This is a genomic window from Glutamicibacter sp. NPDC087831, from assembly GCF_044742845.1.
GTDB lineage: Bacteria > Actinomycetota > Actinomycetes > Actinomycetales > Micrococcaceae > Glutamicibacter.
Genome location: NZ_JBIUVH010000003.1, coordinates 205,696 through 230,911, shown reverse-complemented (window position 1 = coordinate 230,911; position 25,216 = coordinate 205,696). Strand labels below are relative to the sequence as shown.

Annotated in this window: 23 protein-coding genes and 1 tRNA gene; 10 read left to right on the top strand and 14 right to left on the bottom strand. The window is 62.5% G+C overall.

Going from position 1 to position 25,216, the window contains the following annotated elements; translation table 11 throughout:
- Positions 1-9: 9 nt before the first annotated feature.
- From ACIOJF_RS11855 to ACIOJF_RS11840, 4 genes are all read right to left on the bottom strand, one after another.
- Positions 10-1,569, bottom strand: a complete 1,560-nt coding sequence (locus ACIOJF_RS11855; RefSeq protein WP_402735542.1) for an SLC13 family permease — start codon at positions 1,567-1,569, stop codon at positions 10-12.
- The gene (locus ACIOJF_RS11850; protein WP_133833005.1) at positions 1,566-3,086 is read right to left on the bottom strand and encodes an ATP-binding protein; all 1,521 of its coding nucleotides are present in this window, start codon (positions 3,084-3,086) and stop codon (positions 1,566-1,568) included. Before ACIOJF_RS11850 ends, ACIOJF_RS11855 begins: the two co-directional genes overlap by 4 nt.
- On the bottom strand, positions 3,079-3,270 hold the full coding sequence (locus tag ACIOJF_RS11845; protein WP_133833006.1) for a hypothetical protein: 192 nt from the start codon (positions 3,268-3,270) through the stop codon (positions 3,079-3,081). The genes ACIOJF_RS11850 and ACIOJF_RS11845 overlap by 8 nt, the downstream gene beginning before the upstream one ends.
- Before the next feature lie 284 nt (positions 3,271-3,554).
- Complete coding sequence (locus ACIOJF_RS11840) at positions 3,555-4,364, bottom strand: DUF4352 domain-containing protein (RefSeq protein ID WP_166650651.1); 810 nt, start codon at positions 4,362-4,364, stop codon at positions 3,555-3,557.
- A 336-nt stretch (positions 4,365-4,700) separates the two neighbouring features.
- On the opposite strand from ACIOJF_RS11840, the gene ACIOJF_RS11835 reads away from it, so the two are divergent.
- Complete coding sequence (locus tag ACIOJF_RS11835) at positions 4,701-5,528, top strand: hypothetical protein (RefSeq protein ID WP_388024002.1); 828 nt, start codon at positions 4,701-4,703, stop codon at positions 5,526-5,528.
- A 162-nt stretch (positions 5,529-5,690) separates the two neighbouring features.
- On the opposite strand, the gene ACIOJF_RS11830 is transcribed toward ACIOJF_RS11835, so the two are convergent.
- The 4 genes from ACIOJF_RS11830 to dusB form a co-directional block, all read right to left on the bottom strand.
- Positions 5,691-5,763 (bottom strand) — tRNA-Asn (locus ACIOJF_RS11830).
- Between the two features lie 53 nt (positions 5,764-5,816).
- Positions 5,817-7,697 carry a DNA primase gene (dnaG, locus tag ACIOJF_RS11825; protein ID WP_402735541.1) on the bottom strand — a complete coding sequence of 627 codons (1,881 nt, stop codon included), beginning with the start codon at positions 7,695-7,697 and terminating at the stop codon, positions 5,817-5,819.
- A 9-nt stretch (positions 7,698-7,706) separates the two neighbouring features.
- The gene (locus ACIOJF_RS11820) at positions 7,707-8,990 is read right to left on the bottom strand and encodes a deoxyguanosinetriphosphate triphosphohydrolase (RefSeq protein WP_105657212.1); all 1,284 of its coding nucleotides are present in this window, start codon (positions 8,988-8,990) and stop codon (positions 7,707-7,709) included.
- Between the two features lie 77 nt (positions 8,991-9,067).
- The gene (gene dusB, locus ACIOJF_RS11815; RefSeq protein WP_105657211.1) at positions 9,068-10,252 is read right to left on the bottom strand and encodes a tRNA dihydrouridine synthase DusB; all 1,185 of its coding nucleotides are present in this window, start codon (positions 10,250-10,252) and stop codon (positions 9,068-9,070) included.
- Positions 10,253-10,355: 103 nt separating this feature from the next.
- Between dusB and ACIOJF_RS11810 the strand changes: the two genes are divergently transcribed.
- From ACIOJF_RS11810 to ACIOJF_RS11785, 6 genes are all read left to right on the top strand, one after another.
- Positions 10,356-10,820, top strand: a complete 465-nt coding sequence (locus ACIOJF_RS11810; protein ID WP_133833007.1) for a hypothetical protein — start codon at positions 10,356-10,358, stop codon at positions 10,818-10,820.
- A complete protein-coding gene (locus tag ACIOJF_RS11805) occupies positions 10,820-12,466 on the top strand; it encodes a DUF5671 domain-containing protein (RefSeq protein ID WP_402735540.1) in 1,647 nt (548 codons plus the stop codon). The genes ACIOJF_RS11810 and ACIOJF_RS11805 overlap by 1 nt, the downstream gene beginning before the upstream one ends.
- A gap of 135 nt (positions 12,467-12,601) precedes the next feature.
- Positions 12,602-13,678: a FecCD family ABC transporter permease gene (locus ACIOJF_RS11800; protein ID WP_402741674.1), complete on the top strand. Its 1,077-nt coding sequence runs from the start codon at positions 12,602-12,604 to the stop codon at positions 13,676-13,678.
- Positions 13,675-14,721 carry a FecCD family ABC transporter permease gene (locus ACIOJF_RS11795; RefSeq protein WP_402735539.1) on the top strand — a complete coding sequence of 349 codons (1,047 nt, stop codon included), beginning with the start codon at positions 13,675-13,677 and terminating at the stop codon, positions 14,719-14,721. Before ACIOJF_RS11800 ends, ACIOJF_RS11795 begins: the two co-directional genes overlap by 4 nt.
- Positions 14,718-15,518, top strand: coding sequence for an ABC transporter ATP-binding protein (locus ACIOJF_RS11790; protein WP_105657206.1), 801 nt, complete (start codon positions 14,718-14,720; stop codon positions 15,516-15,518). The genes ACIOJF_RS11795 and ACIOJF_RS11790 overlap by 4 nt, the downstream gene beginning before the upstream one ends.
- Before the next feature lie 13 nt (positions 15,519-15,531).
- Entirely contained in the window at positions 15,532-16,500 is a 969-nt protein-coding gene (locus ACIOJF_RS11785) for an ABC transporter substrate-binding protein (protein WP_102598153.1), read from the top strand.
- A 78-nt stretch (positions 16,501-16,578) separates the two neighbouring features.
- Here the strand turns inward: ACIOJF_RS11785 and chrA are convergent, their stop codons facing one another.
- The 4 genes from chrA to ACIOJF_RS11765 all read right to left on the bottom strand — a co-directional run bounded on the left by chrA (position 16,579) and on the right by ACIOJF_RS11765 (position 21,256).
- Complete coding sequence (chrA, locus tag ACIOJF_RS11780; protein ID WP_105657205.1) at positions 16,579-17,784, bottom strand: chromate efflux transporter; 1,206 nt, start codon at positions 17,782-17,784, stop codon at positions 16,579-16,581.
- Positions 17,785-17,841: 57 nt separating this feature from the next.
- Positions 17,842-18,855, bottom strand: coding sequence for a DMT family transporter (locus ACIOJF_RS11775; RefSeq protein ID WP_402735538.1), 1,014 nt, complete (start codon positions 18,853-18,855; stop codon positions 17,842-17,844).
- A gap of 79 nt (positions 18,856-18,934) precedes the next feature.
- On the bottom strand, positions 18,935-19,864 hold the full coding sequence (locus tag ACIOJF_RS11770) for a GNAT family N-acetyltransferase (protein WP_105657204.1): 930 nt from the start codon (positions 19,862-19,864) through the stop codon (positions 18,935-18,937).
- A 6-nt stretch (positions 19,865-19,870) separates the two neighbouring features.
- Positions 19,871-21,256 (bottom strand): glycine--tRNA ligase, encoded by a 1,386-nt coding sequence (locus ACIOJF_RS11765; protein WP_105657203.1) that lies wholly within the window; start codon positions 21,254-21,256, stop codon positions 19,871-19,873.
- A 180-nt stretch (positions 21,257-21,436) separates the two neighbouring features.
- Between ACIOJF_RS11765 and ACIOJF_RS11760 the strand changes: the two genes are divergently transcribed.
- On the top strand, positions 21,437-21,667 hold the full coding sequence (locus ACIOJF_RS11760; protein ID WP_181148825.1) for an RNA-binding S4 domain-containing protein: 231 nt from the start codon (positions 21,437-21,439) through the stop codon (positions 21,665-21,667).
- Here ACIOJF_RS11760 and ACIOJF_RS11755 read toward each other — a convergent pair whose 3' ends face one another.
- Positions 21,668-22,318 carry an alpha/beta hydrolase gene (locus tag ACIOJF_RS11755; protein WP_402735537.1) on the bottom strand — a complete coding sequence of 217 codons (651 nt, stop codon included), beginning with the start codon at positions 22,316-22,318 and terminating at the stop codon, positions 21,668-21,670.
- A 345-nt stretch (positions 22,319-22,663) separates the two neighbouring features.
- On the opposite strand from ACIOJF_RS11755, the gene ACIOJF_RS11750 reads away from it, so the two are divergent.
- Entirely contained in the window at positions 22,664-23,062 is a 399-nt protein-coding gene (locus ACIOJF_RS11750) for an SHOCT domain-containing protein (protein ID WP_402735536.1), read from the top strand.
- A gap of 68 nt (positions 23,063-23,130) precedes the next feature.
- Positions 23,131-23,988, top strand: coding sequence for an SGNH/GDSL hydrolase family protein (locus ACIOJF_RS11745; RefSeq protein ID WP_402735535.1), 858 nt, complete (start codon positions 23,131-23,133; stop codon positions 23,986-23,988).
- An 82-nt stretch (positions 23,989-24,070) separates the two neighbouring features.
- On the opposite strand, the gene ACIOJF_RS11740 is transcribed toward ACIOJF_RS11745, so the two are convergent.
- Positions 24,071-25,216 (bottom strand): homoserine O-acetyltransferase, encoded by a 1,146-nt coding sequence (locus ACIOJF_RS11740; protein ID WP_332489386.1) that lies wholly within the window; start codon positions 25,214-25,216, stop codon positions 24,071-24,073.

Below are 25,216 nucleotides of genomic sequence, written 5' to 3'. Positions count from 1 at the left end.
TGAGGTGGTTCAGAGGAACAGCGGCAGTCCCATGGCCGGCCAGATCCAGAAGGCGAAGACCAGGACCAGCAGGACCATGAGCGGTCCGAGCACCGCGCTCAGGCGCAGCAGGTCTGCCGGCTTATAGGTTTCGATGCCCTCGATCTCGGAGAACAGGTTCACCGGCTTCGCGCTGCTGGTCAGGGTGTGGCAGAAACCGGCGGCGGCGGTGGAAGCCAGGGCAATGGCTACCGCGTTGACCCCGACGCCCGGGGCCAGCGAGACCACCAGCGGAATCAGCACCGCTGAGCGAGCCGAACGGGACTGGATGACCAGATGCGCCGCGGCAGAGACCACCACCACGAGGACGGTGAAGACCCAGGGTGCGGCAGCGCCGAGCTGCTCGACAGGGCCAAGCACCTTGCGGGCCAGCCATTCGGCGGCTCCGCTTCCGGCGAGCGCCGTGCCCAGGGTGAGGGTCGCGGCCATGAAGATGAGCATCGACCACGGCACCGCCTTCAATGCCTTGGCCAGGCCTACAGAGCCGTATCCCGGGCTGGCTACTAGCAATGAACCAAGCAGGGCCACGATGGCGGGATGGAGCTGGTGCAGGGGCTCGGTGCACCAGAGCACCACCACGGCCGAGACCAGCAGCGCTGCCCTGGATTGCCCCACCGTGAGCGGGCCCGAGAGCGGCACCGGCGAATACTGCTGCAGCCGCTCGATGCCCACCGCCAGCGGTTCTGCGCGGTCCCCCTTGCGGGTGAACATCCACAGCACCAGTTCGGCGCACAGATGGGAGGAAACGAAAGCCAGCGGCAATCCGTAGACCAGCCAGCCGGCGAAGGAGAATCCTTCATGGCCCGCGGTGGCGAGGATCTGGCTGGTGATCAGGTGCGCTCCGGCTCCCAGATAGGATGCCACGGCCGAAAGCAGGATAACCGAGGGGAAAACCAGGGACAGGGCCAGGACGATGCGGCGGCGATCCGCCAGCGCCTTGGCCAGGGCAATGAAGACCGGAATGGCCAGGGCCGCGCGCCCGGAAGTGGACGGCACCGCGAATGCGGTAGCCACCAGCACGCCGGTAGTCAGGTGGATCAGCTGCCGCGGGGTGTTCGCCCCTGCGGCTATCCATGCTGCGGCGCGGGTAGCCAGTCCCGTGGCGGTGATCCCCGCCGCGATCACGAAGGCGGCCAGCAAGAGCCAAATGGTGTCTTCTCCCAGCGAGGAGAACAGGTCGGCTTCGGGCAGCACGCCCATGAGCACCAGCACCACTGCTGCGCCCAAGGCGATAAAGGTATCGCCTACTGGCGAGAAGACCCAGAGCCAGATGGCCAAGGCGAAGACCGCCAGGGTCAGGGCCCCTTGGGCTGGCAATGCCCGCACTGTCCCCGCATCTGGGCCGAAGGCTCCGTAGGCGCACCAGCCGAGAAAGGCCAGCAAGACCAGTGCGGCGATGATTCGCGCTGCGTTCTGCTTGCTCCACCGGTTTCGTGCAGCACCGGCGTTGCCCTGTTCCGCGGCTTGGTCCGTGGACCGCTGGGCGGTGTAGCGGAATCCCGAGCGTGGCGCGGTTGGCTTGATGCTCATGACTCACCGCCCAGGCTGCTGGCCATGGATTGGGCGAATTCTTCTTCGCAGCGGATGCCTTGTCCGGCATCAGCTTGCGGGAGGGAAAATCCGAAACTGGTTCCGTTGCCGTTTCCGGATTCCACCCAGGCCGTGCCGCCGTGGGCTTGCGCGACCGCTTTCACCACGGCCAAGCCCAAGCCCATGCCGGATCCCTGCTGGCCGGCTTCCGGGGCACTGCGATAGTTTTCCAGCAGGGCACGGGCCTGGTCCGGGTCCAACGCCGGTCCATCGTTGGCAACCCAGAAGCTGGCCATGCCCTTTGCTGCGGCAGAACCGATCCGGATACTTTCTCCATCCTCGGTATGCGCGACGGCATTTTGGATCAGTTGGTGCATGGCCTGGGCAACGCGCAGCGGATCCAGCCACGCCTGGGCCTTGGCAGACTCGGCTATGCGGAATCGGCGGTCCGGGTAGGCGCCCGGGCGGGCGGCTGCCGCGGCAACGTCCGCCGTGACTTCGCCGACGGGCACCATTCGGCGCTGGATGAAGTCCGGGTCCGAGCTTTGCGCCAGCAATTCCAGGTCGGCAAGCGTCTGCCCCATCAGTGAAATGTGCGCCTGCGCGGTGCTGATGATCCTGCCGCGTTGCTTCCGGGGCACCTCTTCCTCGTTGAGCTTCTGCAAGGCAGCTGCCATCTTGCGTTGCGGGCTTCCCAGGTGCTCTCGTGCTTCGGCGATGAAGTGGCGTTGGGCCAGATGCGAAGCTTCAACCCGGTCAAGCATCGCATTCAGTGTCCTGGCCAGCTGCGCCAAGTCGTCGCGTCCTTCAACCGGAACGCGGGCCGAGAGGTCATTGGCGCTAATCGAGGCGGCGGTTTCGCTCATGGTGCGGATGGGACGCATGATCTGCCCAGCTGCCAACCAGGCGATCCCCGCGGTCAAGGCCAGTCCCCCGGCGGCCACGCCGAAGAGCATGGTTGCCTGCCGGTTGGCTTCTTCCTGGGCCCCGCCAATGAAGTGCGCGACGACCAGATGGGCTTGGTGCCCCGCCCCGCTGGCTCCGGAGGCATCCTTGGCCTCGGCCTTCGCCCAGCGAACCGTCCCGTGGTTACTCTCCAGGATTCCGGAGGTCTTCGCGTCATCGAGAATACGGCCCAGGAGCACGGGGTCATCAGCCAGCCAGGTCCCGGCCTGGTTGGCTGCGGTGCCTGCGGTGAGCACCCGTCCATTGGCCTGCGCGAGAATCGCTTCGCCGGCCATCGGCTGCTGGCGGGCCAGATAGCGTTCCATCAATTCACCGATCGAGGAAAACGGGCGAGCTGTCTTCGGGTCCAGTCCCTCGGCGGCGAAGGTCCGGAACTCCTCGATTTCCTGCGCGATGCCCACGTTGGCAGCTTCGGCTACTTGGCCGGACATGATCGAACGCATCGAAACCGTTACGGCCAGCAGGGCCAGTGCAGTAGTGAGCACGATCCACCCGACAATGCGCAACCGTGCCGACACCGTTGATCCCTGGTGCTCATGGATATCAGCCATTGGCGATCAGCTCCTCAGCTTGCGCTTGCGCAGCAGCGGGCTCGGGAGCCGGTGAGAGCTGGACAATGATTGGCTGCTGATGCGGGATGGGCGGATTGGCCTTGTCGGCAAGTGCCTGGCTGGCACCGGCCAGTCCCGCTGGCACGGCCAACACCATGAGGATGAGAAGTATGCGGCGATTCATGCTTTGAACATTAAAAGACCCTTGTGAGGAGCGCATTAGGCGGTGGTGAGAGGATTATGGCGCGTCCATGAGAAGCAAATGAGAGCGAGCGAATCGCCCCGGGTTCTCGCGTATTTCCGAGGTCCGGCAGCGCGGGGAATTCCTTGAAAATTTTTCCGATCTTCCTATTTTCGGTGTTCATGTTGTGGTCGCAATCCGCGAGCTGCGGGCTTCCTCGCCGCCAGGGCAAAAGAAAAGAGGTTCCGCCACCCCTGATGGGATAGCGGAACCTCTGCGAATTCGAGCTACTTCGCAGCCCAGAGCACCGAGTCGTCAGTGAACGAGAGCGTTTCGCTCATGCGGATTTTCGCATCTGCCACGGCCTCGGCCGGCACGTCGAAGACCACCTGGTAGCTTCCCTTCCCGCCCTTGGCCAAGGTAGGAACGTCCATGCCCGGCTTGGCGGTGATCGCAGTCGCGCTGCTGGTGCTGTAGATGCTTGCATCCGAGCCCACCAGCTCTGGATTAAGGTCCAGCCATGCGTCGCCTTCTTCTTCTCCGTTGTAGACAACAGAAAGGTCCACGAGGACATACTGGCCTTCGGCCTCCTGGTTGAACTCATTTGCCTTGGCGATCTGTGCGCCGGCATCCAGGTTCACCGCACTGACATTGACCGAATACTCGCCAACAGCAGCGGCCTGCCCCAAGGCCAATACCTGTGTTTCGTCTTCGGCTTGCTCGATGATCTCAGCCGGTGCCGCCACTTCGCCGTCGGAAGCGTCGGCAATGCCGTTGGCGACCTCGTCGATCGCCTTCACATAGGCTGCCTGGGTGGCGAACACAAGAACGATGGCTACGATGGCGATGATGCTCGATGCAACGCCCAAGCCCTTGCTGCCACGGCGCTTGGAAGCGACAATGAGCGAGACGATGCCCAGTACCAGAGCAATGAAACCGAGCACGGCGGCAAAGTTGTTGACGATCGGTACCCAGCACAGGGCCAATGCAACGATGGCCACGACCAGGGCCGCAATGCCCAGGCCCTTGCCAGCTGAGCTCTTGGCAGGCGGTGCCGGTGGCACCATGTTCGGATCGACCGGATTTTGTACGGACATGAAAGCTTCCTTCGAGTGAAGACGGCGCCACGCTGGCGCCGAGGCGGATATCAGCCCAAGCGGATGAGGACTTCGGTCGAAAAGAGTCTTTGTTGACTCTTCAAGAATCATGCCAGTGCCTACGACAATTTAGCTTGTCCCGGATTCGGCTCCAGCCGAGCTGCCCAAGGCAGCTGCAGTTTCCGGAAGCCAAGTGCGGGCGATTGACGTGCACCATTCAGGTGTTCCAGCAGGTGCATCTGGCCCGCGGACCGATGCCTGCGATTCTCCCGGGAATTTTCCTGCGCTAGGCGGGCCCGTTGGCAAAACCTGGGTGATTCATTACAGAATGCACTTATGGCCACTTCCCTTGAACACTCCCCGGGCCGCAGTACATTGCGCTATGTGCGCCTCATGCTGCTCGCGGTGCCCCTGCTCCTTGTCGTTGCCATCGTCATCTATGGCATTGCCAACCAGCGCATTGAAGACTCCCTGAGTTCCTATTACCTGGGTCCAGCACGGGACTTGTTCGTTGCGATGCTGGTGACTACCGGAGTGCTGCTGGTGGTTTACACCGGAGACGAGCTGGAGGACTATGCACTGAATTTGGCCGGCTTCTACGCCATGTTCGTCGCCTTGGTTCCCACCAAGCTGGGTGAAACGCTGGCGCAGCTGCACCTGGGCGAGCAGAGGCGGCTCATCTTCTCCGTGCAGGTATCGGTTATTGCGGTTCTCGTCGTCAGCTCGGTATTCATCTGGCTGGGAATCAGGACTAGCCGCGCTCCGCACCGCGCGCTGTTCCACAGCACCGCGACCAAAGCGCTCGGTTTGCTGAGCACCCTGCTCCTGGTCGGCTTTGTCCTGCTGCTGCTGTGGCGGACCGTTGAAGGCAAGCAGTTCGCCGGCGTGCACGCCAGCGCTGCATTCCTGCTGATCTTCTCCATGGGCATCGCCATCGCCAGCCACCTGGACCACAAGCCGCTGTGCGCGATGGACACCAGCGGAGGCAAGAAGCTGCACTACGCAATCATCCTGGTGCTGATGCTCATCGGATTGATTGCCTGGCCGATCCTGCTGGCCGCGGGCATCCAGGAGGCCCTATTCATTGTCGAATGGTTCGAGATCAGCCTTTTCTCGTATTTCTGGTATCTGGAATCCCGGCGCTTATGGAACCCGGCTGCCTGAATCCGCTAGGCAAAAAACCCGCCGCTGGTCCAGCAACTGGCCCCGGCTACCTAACTCGGCTTTTTCCTGGCGAGGCTAGTCAGGACTAGGTGCCAGAATTCCGGTTTCAGGCGAAAATAAAAGGTTCCGACTCGCGAATGCGAGCCGGAACCTTCTTGTAAGCTCCTCCAACTGGACTTGAACCAGTAACCCTTCGATTAACAGTCGAATGCTCTGCCAATTGAGCTATGGAGGATTGCAACGAGATATAACTTTACCCAAGATTCCCGCGAATGCAAAATCGGGATCCTAGGTTCCGCGAAGGATCCTCCGGCGCATCTCCAGTTCCATCAGTTCCCGGTTGATCTGGGCATATTCTTCACCCTCGGGTGCCATTTCAGCACGCTGCAAGCGGCCGATCAGCTCAGCCTTGCGGTGTGTGATTTGAAGCTCAATCAAGCCGTTGATGATATCGGCGCAGTAGCGGTTCAGGCTATGTTCGTCAGATGCCGGAATGCTGGTCACTGCGAGTTCTGAAACGAAGCTGCGCAACTGCTCGGGGACTTCGTCGCGAATGACTTCAACCCAGGAGGTCGCCGAAGCGCCTGCGCTGGACGCGGCAACGACGCCATCGTGGACAGCAGAGTGCGCCGGGGCCAGGAAGCGAGCCTCGTAGAACGCCTGCCATTGCTCGTCCTTCAACCGCTGCGGCTGCTGGATCACCACTTCCAGGGCCTGTCGTTCAAGGCGCATCACCGGGTCGCGGTGATCCGGGCGTTCAAAGGCCGCCGCCGGGATTGCCTGTTCAGCCTCCCCCGGTTGCGGGTGTGGTGTCTGCAGGTCGGCGTTCTTCGGCAACCGGGCGCGTTTGATGGAGGCGCCCACCGAGCGGTTGACGTCCTCATTATTCATTCCCAGCCAGCCGGCAAGCTCACGGGCATATGCCGGACGAATGGCCGAGTCGCGGATCTGCGCAACGATCGGAGCGGTCTGGCGCAAGGCCTGGACACGTCCTTCAACGGTGTTCAGATTGAATTTCTTCAATTCGGCACGGATGGCGAATTCAAACAGCGGACGCTTGAGCTCGATGAGCTCGCGTACAGCTTCGTCTCCGCGGTGCAAACGCAAGTCGCACGGGTCAGCACCGGTTGGTTCAACACAAACGTAAGTCTGGGCAATAAATCGCTGGTCTTCTTCGAAGGCGCGCAGCGCGGCCTTCTGGCCTGCGGCGTCACCATCAAAGGTGAAGACGACTTCGCCACCGGTGCCGTCATCCTGCAGCAGGCGACGGGCAATCTTGATGTGGTCCGTGCCGAAAGCGGTACCGCAGGTGGCCACCGCGGTGGTGATGCCAGCCAGATGGCAGGCCATCACGTCGGTGTAGCCTTCCACCACAACGATCTGGCGGCTCTTGGAAATCTGCTTCTTGGCCAGGTCCAGGCCATAGAGGACCTGGGATTTCTTGTAGAGCTGGGTCTCCGGGGTGTTCAGATACTTCGGGCCCTGGTCATCCTCGTAGAGCTTGCGTGCACCGAAGCCGATGGTGGCACCAGACAGGTCGCGGATCGGCCACATGACACGTCCTCGGAATCGGTCATAGATTCCGCGATTGCCCTCGGAGAACATGCCCGTCAGCTTCAGCTCATCATCAACGAAGCCCTTGGAGCGCAGGTGCTTGAGCAGCGAATCCCAGCCCTTGGGCGCATAGCCCACGGAGAATTGGGCTGTGACTTCCTGGTCAAAACCGCGACCGGCAAGGAACTCGCGGCCGGCGGCTCCTTCCTCGGTAGCCAGCTGCGCGCGGAAGAATTCCTCGGCGACCTTGTGCGCGTCGACCAGGCGCTGGCGCTTGCCGTAGTCTTCGCGGCGCGGTCCCGGTCCCCCGTCTTCATAGCGAAGCTCGTAATTGATCCGGGCAGCCAGAAGTTCCACAGTTTCGGTGAACGAGGAGTGGTCCATTTTCTGGATGAAGGCGATCACGTCGCCGGACTCGCCACAGCCAAAGCAGTGGAAGGTTCCTAGCTGCGGGCGAATATGGAAGGACGGACTGCGTTCGTCGTGAAAAGGGCACAGGCCCTTGAACGAGCCAATGCCCGCGGATTTGAGCGTGACATAGGATTCGACGACCTCACGGAGGTCGGTGCGGTTACGCACCTCGTCGATATCTTCACGCTTGATCAGCCCTGCCATGATTCCCTTCTAGAACAACTTTGCGTCAGGGGCTTCGCCCTTGACCAGATACGAGTGCCATTCGGTGGCTGAGACGTCAGTGAGCGAGGCGACCTGGTCAATCACCACACGCAGCTGGGCCGCTTCATCAGCGGCGTCTTCCCAGTCAGCTGCGAAGATCGGCTCCAGATTATCCCGGCCCGTTTCACAGAGCAGTTCGACCAGCTCGGTCAGCAGCGTGCGCTGATCCAGATAGAGCGGCTGGCGCACTTCCGAAGCCATCACGTAGCTGGCCGCGATGCCCTTCATCACGGCAATCTCGTGCTCGGTTTCCTCGGGCACAATCAGGTTCGCGTTATAGCGGGTGAGCTTGCCTTCCCCGAAGCGTGCCCGGGTGGCATCCATTGCGGCGGCGGCGAAGCGGCCAATGAATTGGCTGGTCATGTCCTTCAGCGCCGCCATGGAACGCCGTGAGCCGTCAAAATGCGAAACCCACTCATCGCTGATTTCCAGGCGGCGCAACGCCGCGTCGATGTCGGCCTCCCCAGTGGTCGGCAAGTACCAGTCCTTGGTCACCTGCAACGCGCGCTCGCGCTGCAAATCCTGCTTGAGCCAACGCAGTTGCAGCTTGCCGCCGACAATTGCGTCTTCCACGTCATGGACCGAGTAGGAAATGTCATCAGCCAAGTCCATGACCTGGCCTTCCATGCAGACTGCTCCGGCGGTGGCTTCCGGGACGTTGCGCAACCAGTTGAAGACGGTGGCGTCATCCTCGTAGACACCGAACTTCTTGGTTTTCTTGCCGTTGACCTCTGGCGCATCGGTTTTCAGCCACGGGTACTTGCACGCTGCATCCAGCGACGCCCGCGAAAGATTCAACCCGGCCGAATGCCCGTTGTGCCGGAAAGTCTTGGTTTCCAAGCGAGTGAGCAAACGCAAGGTCTGGGCATTGCCCTCGAATCCGCCAATGTCCTTGGCTGCCTTGTCCAGCGCCTTCTCGCCGTTGTGGCCAAAGGGCGGATGACCCAGGTCGTGCGCCAAGCAGGCGGTGTCGACGACATCCGGATCGCAGCCAAGGGCCGCACCGAGCTCGCGGCCCACCTGGGCCACTTCCAATGAGTGGGTGAGCCGGTTGCGCACGAAGTCATTCTGGTTCGGTGCCACTACCTGGGTCTTGGCGCTCAAACGGCGCAAGGCGGAGGAATGCAGCACGCGGGCACGGTCCCGCTCAAAGGCAGTACGGTAGGACTTCTTCGCTGGTTCAGGCACCCACCGCTGCTGGTCGGCTTCGGTATATCCGGGGATCTGAGTCATAGTTCCTAGTCTAGTAACTCTTTGCCGGCATTGAGGAGTTATCCACTAGTGGCGTAGCCGTGGCTATCCCGGGGTGGCTAGCCGCCGGAGATATCCAGCTCGGCGGCCTTGATCATTTCGCGGTGGGCATCGCTCATCACGCGGTTATCCAGCCAGCCGTCGGGGACGTGCGTCTTCTTCGGGTGGCCCGCACGTCCGCGGGTGCCTTCTGCGGCAACCCCCGGGTACGGCAGGTCCAGATCCAGCTGGTCCAGCAGTTCGCGCAGCACTGCCAGGGATGGCACCTGGGCCAGCTGCGAGCGGATTTCGCCGCCTACCGGGTAGCCCTTGAAGTACCAGGCAATGTGCTTGCGGATATCGCGCATGCCCTTGCCCTCGTCCTCGAAGAATTCGGCCAGCAGTTCGCCATGGCGGTATACGGTGTCGGCGACCTTGCGCACGCCCGGGCGGAAACGGTCTTCACGGCCCTCGAAGGCCGCCTGCAGGTCGCCGAAAATCCATGGCCGGCCCTGGCAGCCACGGCCTACCATGACGCCGGCGGCACCGGTCTGCTCAACCATTTCAATGGCATCCTCGGCACTGAAGATATCGCCGTTGCCCAGCACCGGCATGTCATCCATGGCTTCGCGCAAGGTCGTGATCGCGTCCCAGTCGGAGTGCCCCGCGTAGTACTGGCCGGCGGTGCGCGCGTGCAAGGTGACTGCGGCCGCACCGTGGTCCCGGGCAATTTTCGCTGATTCCAGGTAGGTCAGGTGGTCCTTGTCGATGCCGATGCGCATCTTCACGGTCAGCGGGATATCGCCCTTGGCGGCCTCTGAGGTCGCGGCTTCGATGATGGAGGTGTAGAGATCCGACTTCCAGGGCAGGGCCGAGCCGCCGCCCTTGCGGGTGACCTTTGGAACTGGGCAGCCGAAGTTCAGGTCAACGTGGTCCGCCAGGTTTTCGTCAACCACCATGCGCACGGCAGCGCGCACGGTGCCGGGGTCCACGCCGTAGATCTGGATGGAGCGGATCTCCTCGTCGGGATCGTGGGAGATGATGCGCAAGGATTCGGGGTTGCGTTCCACCAGTGCCCGGGCGGTCACCATTTCGGTCACGTACAGCCCGCCGCCATATTCGCGGCAGAGGCGGCGGAAGGCGCGGTTGGTCACCCCAGCCATCGGAGCAAGAACCACCGGGGTATCAATGGTCAGCTTGCCCAGCTGCAATGGAGGCAGCTTGAGGGTCGGGGTGTTGGTTGGCGCATCAGTCAGGGTCGTCACCCATCCATTATCCCGCACGAACGCAAAACAGTAACTGAGATCTTCATCAAATCTTGATGCCGAGGCGCTGGATTATTGTCCTGATGTGGACCAAAATGATGCAATGACAAGTAAATTTTCGGCGGCGCGGGTGGTTCTGCTGGCCCTTGCCGCCGCCATTGTGGCTTTGGTTATAGCCGCATTGCTCGTGGTTTCGCTGCGTTCGGCACCAGAGGTCCACGGGGAGAACACTCCGGAAGGGGTCGTGCAAAGATATCTGATGGCTTTCGAGGCCGAGGATTTGCCGGCCATGCAGGGCTACACCGTTGAAGGCCAATCCAGGACGCTGTGCTCTCCCGAACCCTATGCCCCGCAGCCGCTTGATGTGCAGCTGCTGCGCAGCAGCGTCGAGGAGTCCAGTGCTACCGTGCGCACCAGGTTCAATACCCGCGACGCCCAATTCCTGCCCTTGGGGAATCTGTCCTCATATGAAGAGGCGTTCGAGCTGCGCAAGATCGATGGAGCCTGGCTGATTGACCGCATGCCGTGGCAGGTCGGCCTGTGCACCGCCGAGGAGATGGGTTACTGATGGCCGCAACCGCCCCGGCGTTCCATGTGCAAAGCAGCAGCGTGCTGCGTCCGGTGATCCTCCACGGCTTGCTGTTCGTGCTGTTGATGGTCTCGGCTACGGGCTTGTCTACGCTCTTTACCGCGCTCTTCCATGGTTTCGATTCCTTGCTGGTCAGCACCGAGCAGCTGGCGATGGCCTTCACCTTCACCCTGGTTGGAATCCCCTTGGCCTGGCTGTTGTGGCGTTCCATCCGCAAGCGCTTGGCCCGGCCGTCGGCCTTCGACTCAGCCATCTGGTCCTTGCAGGCCTCGGCCGCGTACCTTGCCACCCTGGCTGCCAGCAGCTGCGCCGCGCTGGCGTTCCTGGCGGGACTTGTTTCCGCAGCCCGCGACGGTGCATGGCAGTCGACGCTGGCGGTGGCCTTGGGCTGGGGCACGGTGTGCGCCTGGCAGCACCGCCAAATCACTTCATCGCGTACGGCACCGCGGCAATTCGCCCAGCTGGCGGCCACCGTGGGAAATTACTTCAGCATGGTGCTCTTCGCGCTTTCGCTGGTTGCCACGCTGACGGTCGCGTTGGAAATCCTGGTCGTGCCGGAAAACACGCTGGTGGGCCCCACCGGCATGCCGAATCTGCTGATGGCGCTGGTCTGGCCGGCAGGTTCCTCGGCCCTGTGGTTCTGGCATTGGAAACTGCGCAGAGTCCAGAAGATGTCCAATCTCCTGAACAGCGTCCTGCTGGTTGTATTGGGCCTGGCCGCACCGGCGTTGGCGTTCCTGCTGGCGATCGCCGAGCTGGTTTCCTGGGTGTGGCCGCAGGCATGGACGGCGCAGGAACGCACCGAGCTGTTCCTCGACGGCGGTCCAAGCCTGCTGGCCATCATTGTGGCGGCCGCGGTTCTCTGGATTTACCACCAGTCCCAGCTGCGTTCCGGGCTGCACCCTGCCGCCGTGGTTGGCGCAGCGCACCTGGCGCTGAGCGGTGTCAGCCTGGCCGTGCTGGCTACCGGGCTGGGCATGGTGGTCAATGCGCTCTTCGCAGCACTCGGGTCCAGCGTCTCGGTGGGCTACTCCGCGGGTTTGCTGGGCCATGGTCTCGGCTTGCTCGCCTTCGGAGCCGCCGCATGGCTTTGGTACTTCAAGCCCTGGAAGCCCTTCCCGGCAGACTCGCGCAGCGCCTATTTGGTCCTGTTCTTCGGAGCCAGTTCCGTCGTCGCGCTGGTTTCCCTGCTGGTCTTCGGGTACCGGATTTTCGAGTTCTACCTGGAACCCGATTCTCGTCTTGATTCCCTCCTGGACACCGTTCGCGGCCCGCTGGGCTGGCTGGTTGCGACCGCTGCCGTGGCCGGCTACCACTTTGCGCTGTGGCGTTCGGATAAGGATTCCAGAGCCGGTTCTTCTGGAAAATCCATTGCCTCTCAGGGGGCGATAACACGTCGAGCAGTGGTAATCGTTGGCCCGGCGGCTTCCGAGCCGATGGCGGCTCAGCTCAAAGCGCGCCCGGAGCTAGCGGTGACGTGGATGGCTTCGTCCGGCCCTGCATTGGACGACCGGGCCGAGGTGTCGGTGCTGGCTCGCATCGAGGAATACCTGGCAACTCATCATGATTCCTTCATGGTTCTTGCCGAAGCTGACGGGTCGGTGCGTTTTATCAATCTCGCCTAGTCGGAACGCATTCAGCACCAATTTGTAAATAGGTGCGTCTATTGTGACTCATTTTGCCCTAACCTAAAAACATCATGGTAGTGTGACTTTTTGTGCTCGCGATTCAGTGAGTGTTCCCTAATTACGGAAAGTCGCATGACCCTCCTTGCGCCGCATCAACCCGCCAACAAGTCCGATCAAACCAAAGCCGCCCATGGATCAGCAGGATTGGCCGCCAGCAATGCTTGGAAGTCAGCGGCGTTGGCCCTCTGCCTCGGCTTGCTCGCAGTCGCCCTCTTCGCGTCTTTGGGCGTTGGAGCAAAGGCGATTGCGCCGCTGGCTGCCGGGCAGGCGCTATGGGGAATTGGCACACCCGAAACACTGGTGATCATCAACGAGCTGCGCCTGCCGCGCACCGCGATTGGGCTCCTGGCAGGAATGTCCCTGGCTGTTGGCGGCGCATTGATTCAGGCACTGACCCGCAATCCGCTGGCAGATCCCGGTATCCTCGGGGTCAATGCGGGCGCCGGATTCGCCGTCGTGCTCGCTGTGGCTTTCCTCGGCATCACCCACATTTCCCAGTACATCTGGTTCGCCTTCGCCGGAGCCGTGCTGGCCACCCTCGCGGTATACCTCATTGGATCGCGTGGCCGCGGTGGAGCGACACCGGCCAGGCTGACCTTGTCCGGCGTCGCACTGGGCGCCGTGCTGGGAGGAATTTCCAACGGGATGACCCTGCTCAACCCCGAGGCTTTTGACCGCATGCGCTATTGGGGCGCGGGAACCTTGAACAACCGCACCCTGCCCATGGTGGGCGTCATCGCCCCTTTCGTTATCCTGGGGCTGGTCTTGGCGGTGCTGTGCACCCGCTCGCTGAACACGTTGGCCTTGGGCGATGAGGCCAGCCTCGCGCTGGGTACCAATATCGGCCTGACCCGCGCAGTGGTGATCGTGGCGGTCACCCTGCTCTGCGGCGCAGCGACCGCCGCCGCCGGCCCGATCGGCTTCGTGGGCTTGATGATCCCGCATATCAGCCGTTGGATCGTCGGACCGGATCAGCGATGGATCCTGTGTTTTTCAATGATCCTCGGCCCGGTGCTGTTGCTCGTTTCCGATGTGCTTGGCCGCATCGTTGTCCCGCCCGGCGAAATGCAGGTGGGGGTCGTCACGGCCTTGCTTGGCGCTCCGGTGCTGATTTGGCTGGTTCGGCGCAAGCGGGCTAGCGGACTATGAGTGCTGTGGATTTCGGCCCGGGCCACCGGGTACTGCGCATTGGACGCATCTGGTTGCGCGTGCAACCACGTCAGCTGCTTCTCGCCGCACTGCTCTCGGTATTGGCGGCCGCCCTGGGCCTCTACGCGTTGGCCACTGGCGACTACACGCTGGGCTTGGGCGAAGTGCTCAATACCCTGGCTGGAGCCGGGGAGGCCAGCAGCCAGCGGGTGGTGCTGCAATGGCGGCTGCCCCGCGTTCTGATGGCACTGCTATTGGGCGCAGCGCTAGGCGCCAGCGGGGCAATTTTCCAATCCATGACCCGCAATCCCCTGGGTTCTCCAGACATTATCGGATTCAATACCGGTGCCTATACCGGTGCGCTGGCCGTCATGCTGGTCTTCGGCGGCGGGTATTTCCAGGTGGCACTCGGTGCATTGGCTGGTGGCTTGGCCACCGCGGCCGTGGTGTATGCCTTGTCCTTTAAGAACGGCTCTGAGGGATTCCGGCTGATCATCGTCGGGATCGCGGTCAGCGCGATCCTCGCTTCGGCCAACACCTGGCTGATCTTGCGCAGCGAGCTGGAGGACGCCATGTCCGCGGCCATCTGGGGTGCCGGCTCGCTGAATGCCATCGGCTGGGACCAGGCCACACCGGCCGCAGCGGTCGCGTTGCCTCTCGCGCTGGGCGCCATGGCCTGCACGCGCAGGATGCGCCTGCTGGAATTGGGCGATGACGCTGCTGTGGCGCTGGGCATCAACACCGAATCCAGCAAGCTGTCCTTGCTGGTGATCGGGGTGGCGTTGACTGCCCTGGCCACCGCGGCGGCAGGCCCCATCGCCTTCATCTCGCTAGCTGCTCCGCAAATCGCCCGCCGGATCATGGGCAGCGCAGGCGTGTCGTTGGCTTACTCGGCATTGCTCGGCGCCGTGCTGCTGCTGGCCAGCGATGTGCTGGCCCAGCGCGTTTTGGAGAACACTTCCCTGCCGGTTGGCGTAGTCACCGTCAGCATCGGCGGGGTCTACCTGATCTGGCTACTACTTCGTGAGGCACGACGCCAATGAGCATGACCCATCCGCAGCTATCCGCCGACCGGCTCACCTTGGGCTACGGGCCATCGGCCATCTCCGAAAACCTCTCGCTATCCATCCCCCCGGGCTCGTTTACGGTCGTCATTGGACCCAACGCCTGCGGCAAATCGACCTTGCTGCGCGCCCTGTCCAGGGTGCTGAAGCCTTCCTCCGGCCAGGTCATCCTGGATGGCAAACCGATCCTGTCCCTGCCAGCCAAGCAGGTGGCCCAGCGGCTGGGGCTGCTGCCGCAGTCCTCCATCGCCCCGGATGGCATCACCGTTGCGGATCTGATCGCCCGCGGCCGCAGCCCGCACCAAGGCTTGTTCTCCCAATGGTCTGCCGCGGACGAGCAAGCAGTGCTCAGCGCCATGCACGCCACAGGCACCACCGGGCTCTCCCGGCGGCTGGTCGACGAACTATCCGGCGGGCAACGCCAACGCGTCTGGATCGCTATGGTACTGGCCCAGCAGACTCCTTTGCTGCTGCTCGATGAACCGACCACCTTCTTGGACATCTCCCACCAGATCGAAATCATGGAACTGTGCCGCAGGCTCAACGAGCAACAGGGCAATACGGTGGTTGCGGTGCTCCATGACTTGAACCAAGCGTGCCGCTACGCCACGCACCTGATCGCGATGAAATCCGGTGAAATCGTCGCCGCAGGACCTCCCTCGCAGATTGTCACCGAGGAACTGATCCGCGAGGTTTTCGCCTTGCCCTGCACCATCATCCAGGATCCCGTCTCGCACACACCACTCGTGATCCCGCTGGGCCACGAGGCCATCTAAGAAGGAAAAGAACATGCAACCAATGACCCGACGCGTCTTTTTCGGCGCAGCTTCGCTGGCCGCAGCCCTGGCCCTGGCCGCCTGCAGCCCGAGCACCCAGGCCGCTTCCCCTTCAAGCGGCGAAGCCAGCGCAGCGTGGAGCTTCACCGATTCCGGCTATGGAAAAACCATCTCCATGGATGCCGCACCGCAAACGCTGGTCACCGATTCCTATTCGGCTGCGGCACTCTGGGACTACGGCATCCGCCCCTCGGGCGTCTTCGGATACGGTTTGGACGAGTCGGGCAGCCTGGCCCTTGGCAGTGCGGATCCAGCAGAGATGACCATCATCGGCCAGGACGGAGAGTTCAGCCTGGAGAAGTTGCTTGGCCTCGACCCGGATCTGATCGTGGGCTTCGGCAATGCCGAAGGCACGGGCTGGACCTGGTGGGATGACAAGGTCCAGGCAGAGGCCACTGCCACGGCTCCATTCCTGGGCATCAAATTTGGCAACCGGCCTGTTCTGGAGGTCATCGAGGACTATGAATCATTGGCCAAGTCATTGGGTGGGGATATTGCGTCGCAGTCCGCCGCCAAGGCCGACTACCAAGCCAAACTTGAACAGTTGCGTGCCTTGGCCAAGGACCAGCCGTTGCGGATCATCGCGCTCAATGGGTATGACGACCTGTACGTCGGCCAGAAATCACTGGGCCAGCTGGCCCTGCTGGATGAACTCGGATTCGATATTGTCGGCCAGACCGAGGACAGCGGCTGGGCTTCAATGAGCTGGGAGAAGGTTGCCGATTACCCTGCCGATGTGGTGCTGAGCTATTCGGGCACCGCGCAGCAGGTCAAGGACCATCCCGTCTTCGCGTCTTTGCCAGCGGTAGAGGCCAGCCAGGTGGTCGAATGGGATGATAAGCGTCCGTTCACCTACAGCAGCTATGCGCAATGGTTCGACGAGCTGATCGCAGTGCTCAACACAGCCAAGAGCCTGAACTAGGGGCATTGCGCCGAGGTCCGGTACCCGGGCGCCACGAGGCGCACCGGGGTGCCGGCCCCAGCAGCTCACCGAGCCTGCCTAAGCCAGCACGCCCAGCAGCACTCCCCCGAGCGCACCGATGGCCACGACAATCCATGGGGCCATCTTCCAGGCGGTCAGCAAAACAAAGCAGAGCAAGGCCAGGACGAAAGCGGGAGCCGAAGTAATCGCCGAGGTGAAGACCGGGTTGTACAGTGCGGCGGCGAGCACCCCGACCACTGCCGCGTTGGCGCCATGCATGATGGCCCTGGCGGCAGGCCAGTGGCTCACCCGGTTCCAGAACGGCAGCACGCCGAGCAGCAGCAGGAAGCCCGGAAGGAAAATGGCAAGCAAGGCGATGAGCGCTCCGGCAGCGCCGCCGGGACCCGAGTCGACGAGGACGCCAAGGTACGCGGCGAAGGTGAAGAGCGGTCCGGGCATGGCCTGGGCCGCGCCGTAGCCGGCGAGGAATTCTTGGGAACTGATCAGCCCGGGATCCACGACTGCGCTTTGGAGCAGCGGCAGGACCACGTGCCCGCCGCCAAAGACCAGGGCGCCGGAGCGGTAGAACGCATCGATGAAGCCCAGCAGATCCCAGCCCGTTGCAAGGGCTGCCACCGGCAACCCGAAAAGCAGGATGGCGAACAGCGACAGGCAGCTGATGCCCACGGTCCTTGATACCGGAAACTGCATAGCCGCCGCTGCTCCGGCATCCTTGCCGCGGCACCAGAAATATCCTGCCAATGCGCCGAAGGCAATGGCCAGGACCTGCCCGAAGCTTCCGGCCAAAAGCAGCGCCGATCCGGCGGCGACAACCGCAATGGCGGCACGGGCACGATCCGGAGCCAGGTTCCTTGCCATGCCCAGTACCGCGTGGGCGATGATGGCGACCGCAACGATTTTCAGGCCGGCCAGCAGCCCGGTACCGATGGGACCGCTGAACAGCGAAGCGCCGAAGGCGAAGACCGCCATCACCACCGCAGAGGGCAGGGTGAACGCCAGGAATGCCGCCAGGGCACCGCGCATTCCGGCCCGGTGCAAGCCCAAGCCGAAACCGACCTGGCTGGATGCCGGGCCCGGCAGGAACTGGCTCAATGCGACCAGTTGGGCGTACTGCTGGTCATCGAGCCAGCGGCGGCGATCAACCAGTTCGGTGCGGAAGTATCCCAAGTGGGCGATGGGACCTCCAAAAGAGGTCAAGCCGAGCTTCAGGAAGACCTTGAAGACTTCCCTGGCCGAGCCCTGTGCCATGCGCTGTGGTTCCATGGATTCCAGCATAAGTCGTGGAGGAAAACGGAAGGTAAACAGCGATAGCGCGCCACGCTAATTGCGTGATGCCACCGGGATCCTGGGGCTGGCGCGCTTCGCGTTCCGCGCTCCTGAGATCGAGGCCAGGCCAACGGCGAGCAGTGTCAGCAAGGTACCCATGACAGTTGCGGCGGTGACGGACGAACCGGGGGCCGGGAAGAAAACGTCCAGGAGCAGCGAGCCCACCAGCTGGCCGCCAACGGCCGCGAGGCTGGTGACCAGCACTCCGAGCCGCTTGACCACCAGGGCGGTGATGCCGACGAACAGGCAACCGAGCAGTCCGCCGATGTAGTACCACCAGGTGCCTGGCAGCGGGTCCAGGCCGATGCCGGCAGGCAACCGCACCAGCATCACCATCGCCAGGACCACGAACCCGACGGCAAAGTTCACCAGGGTCGCCGCCGTGGCGCCGCCATAAGCCGCCGCTTGCGCGCCGTTGGCAGCTGCCTGGAAGCCCATGAGCATGCCGACGGCTGCCGAAAGCGCCATTGGCAGGAGCAACGCGGAAAGGTCCGCGTCGGCTCCGCGCGGACTGACCGCCCAAACCACGCCGATAATGGTCAGCACCACGCCGAGGATGCGCAAGGCATTGATCTTGCGCGGCGCGGCCCCGCCAAAGCCCACCCGGTCCATGAACATGGAACCGATTGCCTGGCCGGTCACCAGGCAGACGGTGAACAGCGCCACCCCAATGAGCGGCACCGCGGCGGCCTGGCTGAAGACAATCAGGGCACCTACCGCGCCGGCCACCAGGTACCAGCGCGGGAAACGGCCCTGGGCCAAGGCGCGCGGCACTTGCGCCACCGAGCCGCGCACCGCGGGAACAAAGATGGCCAGCAGTACCAATGCCGCCAAGCCGACACCGAAGCTGATGGTTGATGCCGCGATGGCGTCCCCCAGCTTCGCGCCCAGCGCCCCGTTGATGCGAGACTGCACGCACAGCAGCAGGCCCGAAGCGATGGCAAGCAGGATGAACAGGATCTTTCCGCCGGAGCGGACCTGCGAGGTCATGGTGGTGCTGGTGGTCAACGGAGTTCTTTCAAGAAGTGGAGGTTGGTGCAGAATGGCAAAAACGGGACCCGCCAGGCGGGTCCCGTTCTTGCTGGCATTACTTCGCCGCGTCGCTGGCGAGGATATGCGTCGTGGATATGACGGTGGCCTGGTCAACCACGGCCAACGCATCAATCAGCGAGGAGAGGATGAACATCGACGAGTCGACTTCCAGCTTCACCGGGTACTGGTGGATCAGCATGGCGACCATGTCGCGCACCGCTTCTGCCACTTCGTCATCGCTGAAGGCCGGGTTGTGGCCTACCAGCACGTCGGTCGGGGCGTTCTCGCGGGCGGGCACGTAGCTGACCGCGAAAGCCAGCGGAACACCGCCCTCGCGCTTCGGCTTGTCGCGCAGCACCAGGGCGCCCTGCGCGCCGGTGTGCTCGTCGAGCAGCATGCGCTGCGCCGAACCCACGGTCATCTTGGCTGGATCCCAACCGGTGTGCACCGCGTTGTAGAAATCCATCACCAGCTGGGTCAGCTCGACACTGCCGGTGGACAGGTCCTCGATCACCCGGTCATTGGTGTCGAAAACCGGTTCAGCCAGAGCCCCCGGCTCCAGGATGACATCGCGCGAGACCTGGATTTCTCCCAGGCCCAGCGACTGGCAGAAGCCAGCCGCCGCGGCAGCAGGATCGCCCGCGGTCACCGTGTAGCGGGCCTTGAGCTCCTGCGCCTGGCCGGCCGGAATCTGCTTGCGCAGCTGTTCCACCAGGGCGGTGCCCACGCCGGACCGGCGCTGCTCGGCGGCTACCTCGACATAGAGCCACAGGCGCTGCGGATGCAGCGAGGAAGCGAACACCACGCCGGCGCCGATAGCCACCTGGTCAACGGTGGCTACCAGCGTGCGGGAGAACGGTGCATCGCTGTTTTCGCGCAGCATGGTGCGGTCCTGGTGGGCCTGCGGGGAACGCGGGTCGCCGAAGATCTGCAGCAGCTGGAGGTCGTCCCCGGAGCGCCACAGGCGGAATTCCAGTTCGTTCATCGGGCTCTAGGCTCCGTTCAGGCGCTCGGAAAGGTAAGCGGTGACCTGGTCCAGGGAAACACGTTCCTGGGACATGGTGTCGCGTTCGCGGATGGTCACGGCCTGGTCCTCGAGGGTGTCGAAGTCCACGGTGATGCAGAACGGGGTGCCGATCTCATCCTGGCGGCGGTAGCGGCGGCCAATGGCACCGGCGTCATCGAAGTCGATGTTCCAGCGCTTGCGCAGCTCGGCAGCCAGGTCCTTGGCCTTCGGGGAAAGGTTCTCATTGCGGCTCAGCGGCAGCACCGCGGCCTTGACCGGAGCCAGGCGCGGATCGAGCTTGAGCACGGTGCGCTTGTCTACGCCGCCCTTGGTGTTCGGTGCTTCGTCCTCGGTGTAGGCATCGACCAGGAAAGCCATCATGGAACGGGTCAGGCCGAAGGAAGGCTCGATCACGTAGGGGGTGTAGCGCTCACCGGTGGCCTGGTTGAAGTAGGACAGCTCGGAGCCCGAAGCCTTCGCATGGCTGGACAGGTCGTAGTCGGTGCGGTTGGCAACGCCCATGAGCTCGCCCCACTCCGAACCCTGGAAGCCGAAGCGGTACTCGAAGTCGATGGTGCCGGCCGAGTAGTGCGCGCGCTCGTCTTCTGGCACGTCGAACTGGCGCAGGTTCTCTTCCTTGATGCCCAGATCCAGGAACCATGCCCAGCAATCCTTGACCCACTGGTCGAAGAAGGCGGGGGCATCTTCTGGAGCGGTGAAGAACTCGATTTCCATCTGCTCGAACTCGCGGGTGCGGAAGATGAAGTTGCCCGGGGTGATTTCGTTGCGGAAAGCCTTGCCGATCTGGCCGATGCCGAATGGCGGCTTCTTGCGCGAGGCGGTGAGCACGTTGGCGAAGTTCACGAAGATGCCCTGGGCGGTCTCCGGACGCATGTAGGCCAGGCCGGCTTCGGTATCCACTGGGCCCAGGAAGGTCTTCATCAGGCCGGAGAACATCTGCGGCTCGGTGAACTGGCCCTTGGTGCCGCAGTCAGGGCAGGCGATCTCGCTCATCCCGTCCTTGGCCGCACGGCCCTTCTTGGCCTCGAAAGCCTCGATCAGGTGGTCCTGGCGGTGGCGCTTGTGGCACTGGATGCATTCGACCAGCGGGTCGGTGAAGGTGGCCACGTGGCCCGATGCTTCCCAGACAGCCTTGGGCAAGATGATCGACGAGTCCAGGCCAACCATGTCCTCGCGGCCGCGAACGAAGTTCTGCCACCACTCGCGCTTGATGTTTTCCTTCAGTTCGGTGCCCAGGGGACCGTAATCCCATGCCGAACGGGAACCACCGTAGATTTCACCAGCCTGGAAAACGAATCCTCGACGCTTTGCGAGGGAAATAACCTGGTCTAGCTTGGACTGTGGCGCCATATCAACTCCAATGGGAATTACGAGGCCGCTGGTTGCGGTCCGTAGAAAAATACATACCTTCCAAGGGTATCGTTTCCGCGGCCTGCAGACGAAGCCGAATCAGGTAACGCCGACGTGAACTTCCACGCCTTTGGCCGATTCTTACGATGCAGCGCACTTATTTAGGGAAGAATGGAAGCCATGAGTGCCAATGAAGCTTTTGACCTAGAAATCCGCGACGAGTCCATCCGCTTGGGCCAGTTGCTCAAGCTTGCCTCCCTGGCCGAGGATGGCATCCACGCCAAGGAAATGATTTCCGACGGAATCGTCACCGTCAATGGAGAGGTGGACACCCGTCGCGGGGCGCAGATCCGCCCCGGCGACGTGGTGTGCGTGAATGGTGAATGCGTGAAGGTCACCGCGCAGCAGTAGTCAGCTTTTCCCCAGGACGACCCTGTTGAGGAACTCGGCCACATCCTGCAGTTCTTCCATGCACACCGAGTGGCCAATCTGCCGGTAGGTTTCGCTGGCCAATTCGGTGTGCCCCAGGACCCATCCCAGGGTGTATTCGATCTTGTCCCGGGTGATTACCGGGTCAGCCAGGTCGCGGCCCCAGAACAGCGGCAGCGGCTTTTCTGCCAGCTTCGCGTCGTCGAATATTTCCAGGGGCCCGGGATCCACGGCGAAGCCCGAGAGCCCGACGACGGCTTCAATGGAATCGGGCTGGTAGCGTGCCAATGAAGTGGCCATGGCCATGCCCTGGGAGAAACCGAGCAGGGTGATCGAGGAGTGCTGCTTTACCAGCGGTTCCAGCAATGCCCATAGCGCTTCGACGCTGCGTGCCACCGACTCGATGGAGTAGTCGATTTCCTGGGTCAGCGGGAACCAGCTGTACCCCGGGCCTGCTTGCAGCGGTGCGCGCACCGAGAGGTAAGTGAACTCTTCGGGCAGATGCTGCGAGAGCCCCATGAGGTCTTGTTCATTCGAGCCATAGCCGTGCAGGAACACCAGCAGCGGAGTTCCAAGGCGGGATTCGTCGTTACGGGAGATGATGGCCACTGGAGCCTGGTCCGGGATAGTCATAGTTCCCCAAGACTATCGAACAGGACCTCGCTAGCTCAGCGCTTCCGCGGCCCGATTCCATCAAGTCCCCGTCCACCGGCGATGGCAGCGCCCGGGTACAGCAGAACTTCCCCATAATCGCCGTCGAATCTGCTGAAGGCGTTGGCCGGCACTGTCCTGGAACCTTGGTCTTCCAAGGCCTGGAAATCCAGTTGACATGTTACAAGATTATAAATCTTGTAAAAATTGCTTAGCTTTCCAAGCTTTTCGTGTTCAACTGGACCAACGGCCTCACGGTCCTCCGGAACGCCGCTCTCGCCGGACGAGACGGCGACAGCGACAGTGACAGAGTTAGGAATAGGCGCCATGGACGAAATTGAATACAGCGAAAATATTCCGGGGCAGCTGCAAGAGGATCTCGATAGTTTCGGGTACATCGAACCGGACCCGGGAAGCGCTTCGTCCCTATTCGATAACGTGGACACCGTATTTTCAGTCGGCACTCCCCTGTTCGCCATGCTCTTTATCGCCGTTATCGGATTGATCATCTTCGTAGCGGTGCGCAATTACCGCAAAGCCAAGAGCGCCGGTTTTGATCCGCTGACCCTGGAAACCGAACTGATGGCAAGAGCCGCTAATTCAGCTATGCTGACGCCGGAAAAATCCCTTGAGGACAAGCTTGCCGAACTCGATTCCCTGCACTCGCGAGGAATCATTACCCGCGACGAGTACTTGCAGGCGCGCCGGGACGCTTTGAGTGACTAGCACGGCGGCTCATGGAATCATCCTCGGGAATGATTGACTATAAGTTACCCTTTGGTAACAATAGATTCGTGCCAAACGATTCTGCTTCTGAACCATCAACATCCGCCAATGCCCCACTGCATCCGTGGCGCCGCTATGTCGCCATTGGGGACTCGTTCACCGAGGGCATCGGCGACCCCGACCCGTCGAGCACCGGCCGCCACCTTGGCTGGGCCGACCGCTTGGCCCATGAGCTCAGCCGCACCGTCCCGGACTTCTCGTATGCCAATCTCGCCATTCGAGGCCGGCTGATTGGCCAGATCGTTGCCGAACAGCTCGATCCCTGCATTGACCTGAAGCCCGATCTGATCTCGCTCTGCGCAGGCGGCAACGACGTCCTGCGCCCGGGCGGGGATCCAGACAAGATTGCAGATATCCTCGACAATGCGGTAGCCAAGCTCACCGATACGGGCGCCACGCTCTTGCTCTTCACCGGGCCCGATATTCGCGATACCCCGGTTTTGGGAAGCATCCGAGGCAAGGTGGCGATCTACAACGAAAACGTGCGCACCGTAGCCGCCCGCCACGACGCCATCGTGGCGGACATGTGGGCCTTGCAGGAGTTGCACCAATCCCAGATGTGGGCACCGGATCGCCTGCACTTCTCCCCCGCCGGGCACCAGCGCATTGCCGCCATGGCACTGGACTCGCTGAACGTCGCGCATCCGCTGGACACCGAAATCGTTCCGGCCGTGGATGAACGCAGCTGGAGGGAAGCCCGCAAGGAGGATCTGCAGTGGGCGCGTGAGCATCTTGCTCCCTGGGTATTGCGCCGCCTGCGCCACCAGTCCTCCGGCGACGGCATCACCCCGAAACGGCCCTCGGCCACGCCGTTTGCGCGGACCAAGCCAAACGACTCGCTCGGCGCCGGCGACAGCGCCAAGTAGGCATGAAAAGCCTGAAGCAGTTCCACCGATTACTGGCGGAACTGCTTCAGGCTTTGAAATCTTCCCGAGCCCCTTCCGGGGTTCAGTCTCCGAACACCAAGGTCCGAAGCACGCCATCGAGCTGCGTGGCATCGGTCAGGAATCCATCGTGGCCAATCGGCGAATCAATGTAGTGCACCGGTTTTGGCTTGGCCAGCGACGAAGCCAGCTTCACTGACTGCTCAGGAAAGTACAACCGGTCAGTGGTTACCGCGGCAACCACCACGTTGACCTTCGCCAGTCGCGCCAAGGCGGCTTCCAGGGATTCATGGCCGCGAGCCACATCATGGCTCATCAGCGCCTCGGTGAGCACCAGGTAGCTGTTGGCGTCGAAACGATTCACCAGCTTGCTGGCCTGATGGTCAAGATAGCTTTCCACCTGGTACCGCCCGCGAGGCCCCTCGAGCAGACCCGTTGGCTTCTCGCCATCCTGCGGGTTGCGCGAGAAACGGGTTTCAAGCTCGGCCTCGGAACGATAGGTGATGTGGGCCAGGCGGCGAGCCAAGCCAAGACCGGCGTCCGGGCGGGCATCGTTGCCGTAGTAGTCGCCATTGCAGAAGTGCGGATCCAACCGGATGGATTGGGTTTGCACCTGTGCAAAGGCAATTTGCTCGGCAGTCGCCTGCGCGCTCGAGGCCATCACTACGAGATTCTTGACCTGGTCGGGGAACTCGACGGCGTATTCCAACGCGCGCGCACCGCCCATCGAACCGCCAATGACCGCATGCCAGGAATCAATTCCCAGTTGCTTGGCCAGCCGAGCTTCAAGGCGCACCGAGTCCTTGATGGTGACGAAGGGAAAGCTCGAACCGTAGGGCAGGCCCTGGTCGCCCAAGGACGAGGGGCCGGTGGAACCATTGCAACCACCCACCATGTTGATGGACACGACAAAGTACTCATTGGTGTCAACCGTGGCGCCGGGGCCTACGAGCTCTTCCCACCAGCCGGCGCTTTGCGAATCGCCTTGCGCAACGTGGGCGTCACCGGTGAGCGCATGCATCACGAGCACCGCGTTGGAGCCATCAGCTGCTAGCGTCCCCCACGTTTCATAGGCCAGCACCACGTCCGGAAGGAATCCACCGAATTCGAAGTGGTGCTCCCCCACGGACTTACGGCGCAAAATGCCGTCTTGCCCGCCAGCGAGCTCTTCGGCGCGCAGAGTATCTTCAGTAGTCACAATGGATGCCAT